Origin of the sequence: uncultured Mucilaginibacter sp., from assembly GCF_937859865.1 — a bacterium.
Taxonomy (GTDB): domain Bacteria; phylum Bacteroidota; class Bacteroidia; order Sphingobacteriales; family Sphingobacteriaceae; genus Mucilaginibacter_A.
On the sequence record NZ_CALMAT010000132.1, the window covers coordinates 21,888 to 22,877 of the forward strand.

Annotated in this window: 1 protein-coding gene and 1 pseudogene (1 of these 2 cut by a window edge); both read right to left on the reverse strand. The window is 39.3% G+C overall.

Annotated elements, in window-relative coordinates; genetic code table 11:
- Positions 1-236: pseudogene (gene dapA / locus Q0192_RS14755) on the reverse strand (4-hydroxy-tetrahydrodipicolinate synthase); it reaches 652 nt to the left of the window's first position.
- Positions 237-583: 347 nt separating this feature from the next.
- On the reverse strand, positions 584-990 hold a 407-nt coding region (locus Q0192_RS14760), incomplete at its 5' end, for a BRCT domain-containing protein (protein WP_299290455.1).

A 990-nucleotide genomic window follows, 5' to 3' on the forward strand; every position in this document is an offset into this window, starting at 1 on the left:
ATTCCGGCAACCAAAGGGATGCGGCCTGCAACCGTTTGCGCCGTAAATTGCCAGATTTCCTTTTTCTCTAGAGTCGATAATGTTGCGCTTTCGCCGGTTGTTCCCAAAGAAATAAGGTAATCTACACCATTGGCAATCAGGTTTTCGATGAGTTTTTCTAAAGCAGGAAAGTCAATCGAACCATCAGTTTGAAAAGGAGTGATGATGGCAACTCCGGTGCCATGAAATTTGTTCATTCTAAATTTAAAAGCTACGAAGTTAATATTTTGCGGTTTTACAGCAGCTTTGTTAAGGAATTATTATCAAAAAATTAAAAGCCTGTTTAAATTTCACTTAGTGGTGTTTTGGCTAAAGCCAACCTGAATTTTACATATCCCACGGCCTAAAGGCCGCGGCAATTGAGCCGCCTTGTTTTACAAAATTTTTAAACCTGTTGATAACAAAGCCCAACAGCATCATGTTTTATTTATTGCCACGGCCTTTAGGCAGTGGATAAAAGGAGAATAAATTGGCTTTAGCCAAAAATACAAGATGACAAATTTTATGGCATAAAAGAAGCATGAAAAACAGGCCGGACAAAAATTTAAGCATTAATCAGTTCCAATAGTTCCTGTTCCGAAATCATCGAAATATTCAGTTTCTGTGCTTTTTCTAATTTTGATGGCCCCATGTTTTCGCCGGCAACCAAATAATCGAGTTTGGAAGAAATACTGCCGAGGATTTTGCCGCCGTTTTGCTCGATCATCTGTTTTAATTCCTCGCGCGAAAATTGCTCGAAAACACCGGAAATAATAAAACTTTTGCCCGAAAGTTTTTCGCTTTGCAGTTGGTTCGCTTCTTCTTTTACGGTGAATTGAAGCCCTGCTTTTTTCAGCTTTTCAATTTGCTCCATATGCTGCGGAACAGTAAAGTATTCAATCAAACTTTCGGCAATCCGGTCGCCAATTTCATCCACCAAAATTAGGTCGGTAAAAGAAGCATGTTGCAAAG